Source organism: Longimicrobiaceae bacterium, assembly GCA_035936415.1.
GTDB lineage: Bacteria > Gemmatimonadota > Gemmatimonadetes > Longimicrobiales > Longimicrobiaceae > JAFAYN01.
The window spans coordinates 1-7,494 of record DASYWD010000321.1; the positions used below are offsets into that span (position 1 = coordinate 1).

Consider the following 7,494-nt stretch of genomic DNA (forward strand, 5'->3'; position numbering starts at 1 on the left):
TATCTTGTCTGCCTGGACGGTGGTCATTCGGATCTCCGGGTTCTTGAGTGGAACAGAGCACCCTCAAGCTATCCCGGCGGGGACGGATGGTCACCGTCCTTCTTTGTGGCCCCCTGTCAGGCGATTACCATCACACTACACGGGGACCGCCCTCACGCTCATGCGCGTACGGCCAGACTGCACCTTCCAGCCGCGGCAACGGACGCTCCAGTCACCGGGCGTGAAAGCATCGCCGGCCGCATGTCGCCTGCAGCGCAATCGTTAGGCGCGGGAGGTATCACTGCTATCTGGCGATTCACTGAAGGCTTGTCCAAGCCGCTCGAAGGCTTGATCCCGACAAGCGTGCCACTCTTTGTTAGCCAAGAACTCCGCCTCGATACTGAAGAGAACGGGAAGTAGGTGGTGGATAGCCGCCTTCTGATCCTCGGTTGCACTTGATGCGGAAAGGACCCGGACAGTAGATAACGCTTGTAACCGCAGGAGTTCGAGCATGGACTTGGGGGAGTAAAAAGCCCGTGGCTCGTCATCGATACATTGCAGAAGGTGCCAGGTCCCGAGGAGATCGTGGACAGCTGCCGACAACGTGGATGGCGCCGGTCGCACGAGCGCCTGTAGGCGCATCATCGGCAGTATTTCATTTCCCAGCTTACGGAGTTCATCCTGCATGGCCTTTCCTGCTTTCTCCACTTCTTCACGCAGGAGCTTAGTCTCGGACTGGCGAATGTGCTGCCAACGCATAGCTTCCGCATCAAGGATATAACGCACTTCGTAATCCCTTTTGTTTTCCGCTCCGCGATATCTGGCAGTTACTTGGTACCTCTTGGGCAAGTCACTCTCGAGGTACTGAGGCCAGGTGTCGAAGGTCTGCGCGTGCTTGTAGCCCGGCGGCACCATCGGATGAGATGTATCGAAGAAGCGTAACGATTCCTGCGCATGTGTACTCTGCAGTGGTGGATCGAACTCTAGGTGGAGATTCTCCGCAGATCCATTCCCAGCATTCTGAATAGCGATCCGCGCCATCATTGATGACCCATCGAAATAGACAACAATTCTCGGAGCCAGCGCCTCCAGCCGCGCTTCGATGTCGTTCTCGACAGCACGACGGTTCGATTCCGCCGCCGCACGAGTCGCGGACGCCATTTCCCACGTTTTCACGACGTAGATGACTAGGAAGATAAAACCGAGAACCTGTACTCCTAACAGGAGCCAGTCGTCCCATAGGATTCCCTGCGGATCAGGTAGCATAAGGTGAGATGTGTTTGGTGTGAACTACGCCCATCACCACACTGTATGTATCTGCATCGGCAGGAGGCAGCGCGCAAGTGGACGCATAGCAGGGACCCTGCCGGAGCGAGCGCCTAGAGCGGTTTGCGCGTGAGTGCGTAGCAACCGCCACGACGGTGCGCCGTGCTATTGAACCCTGCGGGGGCGAGGCTCGAACCCGCAGGCAAACCGCTCTAACGCTCTCAAGTTCAGGTGCGGGCAGCCGAGCGTAAACTTACGCCGGAGTGTGACCGGCGCTCAAGGCGCCAGGCAGTGAAACGATCGCCGGCTACACGTCTCCTGCAACGCTCTCACTAGGTCGGAGTGGGCGCGAAGACGGTGTCAAGTCGTTGTCCAGCAGGTAGCCACCGAAACGGTAGAATAGATCGGAGACGAGATGCCGATTGGGACCAATGACGTCTATTTCGCGATTATCGTAGGGATAGACGAGCACCCCATGATCGGGAGAGCCGCGACACGACGGCTCTCCTGGTCAGCGAAAGAGATGAATCACTCCACTTTACTGTTCCTGAGTCAAGAGAACATAATTCTGAAGCTTTTCGCGAAGGTACGCCTGGATACTGTCCTTGGTGGCAACCTTCTGAGCGGTGAACTCAAGCACGTGTGCCTCACGGCGGATTGCGTCGTTAATCGCCCGCTGCTCATCAGAGATTGCGCTAAGGATAGAGCATGGGCGGAACGGAGCTGCTACAAAATCGGGACGGTAGTTCATAAACCCGGCGCTGACAAGATCGTATCCCGGCAAGATGGTGCGTAGCACGCCCTCGTAATCGTTGGATCGGGTCTGCCCTTTCGCCCAGAAGGCAGACGTGCTGGCTGCACCGGTCGTAGGCCAAACATCAATGACCTTCTTAAGGGCCGTCTCATGCTCCTCCCGGGTCGTTGCTAACGTGCCTGGCCCATGGTACGTCTGTGTTGCCTCGACGAGCGATTTCGCCGCCGTAAGGTTCTTTCCCCTTGAGAGCAGGGATGCGACGAACGGATCGCCCAAGACGGCAACCCTTAGAAGCCACTCTGATTCGAGTAGGCTGGCCTGTCGGGGATCCTCAAGAAGGCCAGTAGCCCACCCGGAGCTAAACGTACGAATCAGCACCCACTTGTGGGATAGCTCAGTCCGATCAGGAGTCCCCAAGTCCTGTAGAAAATCACTGGGCACGCTTGCCTGATCGGTCAACACCACTAAGGTAATCACATTCTTCCTTGCAGGGCGTCCGATGCGAGTCGGGGTTGCCGTGCGGATCGCGTTGTCGACAGCCTTGAAAGAGTCTGGGAACGTACTCGCACCAGCTAGCGCAGATTTGACCGCTAGCTTTTCCTCTGGCCCAGCCTTGTCGAGACAGTACCAGTAGGAGATTGGGTTCAGACGATTGGTGTTAACTCGAACAACGGTTTCCTTGTCCGTTCCCCCCGGAATCGGGAGCCTTTCCACACGAAATAGACCCTCGTGCTGCCGGCCGACTGCCTCGCTCATGCTCGAGAGGAAGTCGGTATCGTTGCTGAGAAGCACGAACAGACTTCCCCGTAGCTCTGCACGGCACTTGGAGACAAAGTTCTGCGCGATCATGCGCATCGCCTCCGGCGACTCGCCAATCCTCAGGTACTCCGCATCGGAGAGTTCGATAAGGCCCTGCCTAAAGTACGCACGCTCCGCGTTGTCTGCGATGACGATCGAACGCCGATCGCGCCGCCCTTCGAGCCACACGCCAGTCTTGCTAACCCAATCGCGCTGGTTTTCGATGAGGTGCACATCTGCGTTGGCTGTTGCAGCGGCAATAACGGCAGGGTCTCTCGTCGGTCCACCGGTAGCACGGTGCCACAGATTATTTGGATCATACACGATCGCACCGGGTAGGCGCTGCTTTGTGGCCCGGAAATCCGAAACCAGCTTCTGGGCAAAGAGTGTCTTCCCCGTTCCCTGGGCGCCATAGATGGCGAGCGCACGAGTGTCCCTACGCAACGCGAGCCCCTCGTACATGCCACGCAATTCAACAGCAAGTGGCTCCCAGTGGTCCAAGAATACCTTGTAGCCTTCGAATTCCTCGAGGTACTCCGCACGGTCCGGGAATTTGATGCCGTGATACGCGAGTTCTGGCATTGCCAAGCGGGGTGGAGGTGGGAAAGACTACGGCGATGGTCGGGCCTGATTACCGAGAGTGGGTCGGACAACCTCCCGAAGAAGCTCACCTGATGCAAGCAAAGTGCCGAGGCGCAGGTCACCGGGCTGTCTGCCAATATAGGTGAGCGCGGCATTGGACTGAGGCCTAACCACTGCTATGCCGAAGGCGGTCCACATAACACGCCGGCAGGGCTCGGACCTCACTTCCCGAACAAGCACTTCGTCGCCCAGCCACCCCCGTTGTGTGGATTCCAGATAACAGCCGTTATCCAAAATTCGATCCTACCCCGCCCGCTCCACCAGATCCCCCCACCCCAGCTTTCGCCGCAGGGTCGAGAAGAACGTCTGCCCCGGGAAGCGCACCAACCGCACCGGCCACGGCGCGCGCCGTACCACCACGCGGTCGCCGGGCGCCAACTCCGCGTCCTCCTGCCCGTCGAGGGTGAGGATCAGCTCCCCGGAGGGCGAGAGCACCTCGACCGTGACCGTCTCCTCCGCCGGGAGCACCAGCGGCCGCACCGCCAGCGTGTGCGGGCTGATGGGCGTCGCGATGATGCAGTTCACGGAGGGGGAGACGATCGGCCCGCCCGCCGAGAGCGAGTACGCGGTGGAGCCCGTGGGCGTCGCCAGGATGATCCCGTCCGCGCTGTAGCTCCCCACCTCCTCCCCGTCCGCCCGCACCGCCAGCCGGATCATCCGCGCCACCCCGCCCTTGTGCAGCACCGCGTCGTTCAGCGCCAGGAACTCCCCCCGCAGCGTCCCGTCCGGCGACTCCGCGCGCACGAGGAGCGTCATCCGCTCGTCCAGCACGATGTCGCCCGAGAGCGCGCGGTCCAGCGACGACTCCATCTCCTCCGGCGCCGCCGAGGTCAGGAACCCCACGTGCCCGAAGTTCACCCCCAGCACTGGCGTCCCGTGCCGCGCCACCTGCCGCGCCCCGCGCAGCAGCGTCCCGTCGCCGCCCAGCGTCAGCAGCAGGTCCAGGTCGCCGTACATCTCCGGGAGGAGCGGCTCCGCGCCCTCCAGCGGCGCCGAGCCCAGCAGCTCCTTCTCGAAGAAGAAGGCCACCCCGCGGCGGGCCGCGTAGTCGCGGACCCGCCCCAGGGTGGCCTCCAGCTGCTCGTACCGCGCATGCCCGACGACGCCCACGCGCGCGGCGGGGGCGGCGACCCCCACCTCAGGCACTCTCCCGCATCGGCTGGGGCTTCGCCGCGCCCAGCAGCGCGCGGGCGCGGTCCGCGATCCCTGCGGGGGTGAGCCCCAGCTCCGCGAGCAGCTCCGCGCGCTCGCCGTGCTCCACGAAGGCGTCCGGAAGCCCCATGGAGGCGCCCCGCACCTCCGGCCACCCCTCGCCGATGCGCGCCCGCGCGAACGCGCCGAAGCCGTTCGCCACCGTGCCCTCCTCCACCGTGAGCACGTGCGAGTGCGCCGGGAAGAGGCGGCCGAGCATCGCCTCGTCCAGCGGCTTGATGAAGCGCGCGTTCACCACCGTGGCGGAGATCCCCTCCGCGGCCAGCGCCTCCGCCGCCGCCAAGGCCGGGAGCACCATGCTCCCCGTGGCGAGGATGGCGAGCTTCCGCCCCTGCCGCAGCACCTCCCAGGTGCCGGGCTCGATGGCGGGGATCTCCGCCACCGGGCGCACCTCCGCCGGCACCGCGTCGCGCGGCCAGCGGAGGCAGAAGGGGCCGCCCTGGTGCTCCAGTCCCAGCCGCAGCAGCGCGACCATCTCCTCGCCGTCCTTGGGAGCGGTGATCGTCATCCCCGGGACGGCGAGCATGTAGGCGATGTCGATGCCGCCGTGGTGCGTGGGGCCGTCGTCGCCCGCGATTCCCGCGCGGTCCATGCAGAACACCACCGGGAGGTCCTGGAGCGCGACGTCGTGCACGATGGAGTCGTAGGCGCGCTGCAGGAAGGTGGAGTAGATCGCCACCACCGGCTTGATCCCCTGCGTCGCCAGCCCCGCCGCGAAGGTCACCGCGTGCCCCTCCGCGATCCCCACGTCGAAGAAGCGCTCCGGGTGCGCCTTCTGGAACACGTCCGTGCTCGTCCCCGTCGCCATGGCCGCGGTGATCGCCACCACCTCCGGACGCTCGCGCGCCAGCTCCGTCAGCGCCTCGCCGAACACGTTCTGGTAGCGCGGCAGCCCGCCGGCCGACTTCTTCAGCGGCGCGCCCGTCGCCTTGTCGAAGAGCGCCGCCGCGTGCCACTTCACCTGGTCCTCCTCCGCGGGAGCGAAGCCCTTCCCCTTGGTGGTGGCCACGTGCACCAGGCGCGGGCCCTTCATGTCCCGCACCGCCTCCAGGGTCTCCACGAGCTGGTCGACGTCGTGGCCGTCCACCGGGCCCACGTAGCGGAAGCCCAGCTCCTCGAAGATCATCCCCGGTACGAACATCCCCTTCAGCCCGGAGTCCGCGCGCACGGCGAAGTGCTCCATCATCTCGCCCAGCGTGCCCATGCGCGGGGCGGCGTGGACCAGCCTCTTCACCTCCTCGCGCACCTTGTTGTACAGCGGCGAGGTCCGGATGTCGGTGAGCTTCTTGTGGACTCCCAGGTACTTGTGCAGCGCCCCCACGTTGGGGGAGATGGACATCTGGTTGTCGTTGAGGATCACGATCAGGTCGCGGTCCGTGTCGCCCGCGTTGTTCAGCGCCTCGTAGGCGAGCCCGCAGGTCATGGAGCCGTCGCCGATGACGGCGATCACCTCGAAGTCCTGGTCCCGCAGGTCGCGCGCGGCGGCGATCCCGCAGGCGGCGGAGATGGAGGTGGCCGCGTGCCCGGCGCCGAACACGTCGTACTCCGACTCGTCGCGCCGCAGGAACCCGGACAGGCCGTGGCGGCGGCGGATGCTGGGCATCCGGTCGTTGCGGCCGGTGAGGATCTTGTGCGGGTACGCCTGGTGCCCCACGTCCCAGATGAGCTGGTCGCGCGGGGTGTCGAACACGCGGTGCAGCGCGATGGTCAGCTCCACTGTCCCCAGGTTGGAGCCGAAGTGGGCGCCCCTGTGCTCGGAGACGATGTCCAGAATCCGGTCGCGCACCTCGTCGGCGAGGGCGGCGAGACGTTCTGCTGGAAGCGCGCGGACGTCCGCGGGCGACTGGATCGAATCGAGAAGCGACACGGGACCCCTTCCTTCTTCTGCTTCAGGGATGGAGCGCCCATGCGAGCAACGCTCCGTAAACGGCACCGACCAGCACTTCGAACGGCGTGTGCCCCAGCAGCTCGCTGAGCCGCTGCGGCTTCAATGTATGGTAGTCCTTCAGTTCCTCCAACATGCGGTTGAGGATGCGCGCCTGCATCCCCGCCGCCCGGCGGATCCCGGTGGCGTCGTACATGAACACCAGCGAGAAGAACGCCGTCGCCCCGAAGAGCGGGGTGTCCCACCCCGCGCCCAGCCCCACCGCGGTCGTGAGCGCCGTCACCGAGGCCGCGTGCGCGGAAGGCATCCCGCCCGTCCCCACCAGCCGGGTGAAATCCGCGCGGCGCCTCACCACCAGCGCCCGCAGGAACTTGAACCCCTGCGCCGTGAGCATCGCCAGGAGCGCCAGCGCGAGCGGCGGGTTCCACCCCACCCCTTCCACGGCGGCGGCCCGGAGCGCCCCCAGCGCCCCGCTCACCGGCGCCGCTCCACCACGTACGCCGCGAGCGCCTCCAGCTCAGGCGAGACGATCCGCGCCTCGCGGAGCGCGCCGAGCGCCTCGTCCCGGCGCTCCCGCGCCAGCCGCCGCGCCCCCTCAACGCCGAAGAGCGCCGGGTAGGTGGACTTGCGCGAGGACTCGTCCTTCCCGGCCGTCTTCCCCAGCGCGTCGGAGGGGGCCACCACGTCCAGCACGTCGTCCACGATCTGGAAGGCCAGCCCCAGCGCCTCGCCGTACGCCGTGAGGGCGCGGAGCTGCTCCGGGCGTCCGCGCGCCGCCATCGCGCCCAGGCGCAGCGACACGGCCAGCAGGGCGCCCGTCTTGGCGCGGTGGACCCGCTCCAGCGCGGCGGCGTCCAGCTCCGCCCCCTCCCCCTCCAGGTCCAGGAGCTGCCCGCCCACCATCCCCCCCGACCCGGCGGCGGCGCACAGCTCCGCCACCAGGCGCCCCCGCTCCGCC

At 65.4% G+C, this 7,494-nt stretch carries 6 protein-coding genes; all 6 read right to left on the minus strand.

What is annotated here, in order from left to right:
- Window positions 1-261 precede the first annotated feature (261 nt).
- Window positions 262-1,140 (minus strand): hypothetical protein, encoded by an 879-nt coding sequence (locus VGR37_13165; GenBank protein ID HEV2148348.1) that lies wholly within the window; start codon window positions 1,138-1,140, stop codon window positions 262-264.
- Between the two features lie 643 nt (window positions 1,141-1,783).
- On the minus strand, window positions 1,784-3,379 hold the full coding sequence (locus tag VGR37_13170; GenBank protein ID HEV2148349.1) for a hypothetical protein: 1,596 nt from the start codon (window positions 3,377-3,379) through the stop codon (window positions 1,784-1,786).
- A 303-nt stretch (window positions 3,380-3,682) separates the two neighbouring features.
- A complete protein-coding gene (locus VGR37_13175) occupies window positions 3,683-4,585 on the minus strand; it encodes an NAD(+)/NADH kinase (protein ID HEV2148350.1) in 903 nt (300 codons plus the stop codon).
- Complete coding sequence (gene dxs / locus VGR37_13180; protein ID HEV2148351.1) at window positions 4,578-6,518, minus strand: 1-deoxy-D-xylulose-5-phosphate synthase; 1,941 nt, start codon at window positions 6,516-6,518, stop codon at window positions 4,578-4,580. The genes VGR37_13175 and dxs overlap by 8 nt, the downstream gene beginning before the upstream one ends.
- A 22-nt stretch (window positions 6,519-6,540) precedes the next feature.
- Window positions 6,541-7,014, minus strand: coding sequence for a divergent PAP2 family protein (locus VGR37_13185; protein HEV2148352.1), 474 nt, complete (start codon window positions 7,012-7,014; stop codon window positions 6,541-6,543).
- Window positions 7,011-7,494, minus strand: a 484-nt coding sequence (locus VGR37_13190) for a polyprenyl synthetase family protein (GenBank protein ID HEV2148353.1), incomplete at its 5' end; no start/stop codon positions are given. The genes VGR37_13190 and VGR37_13185, both read right to left, overlap by 4 nt.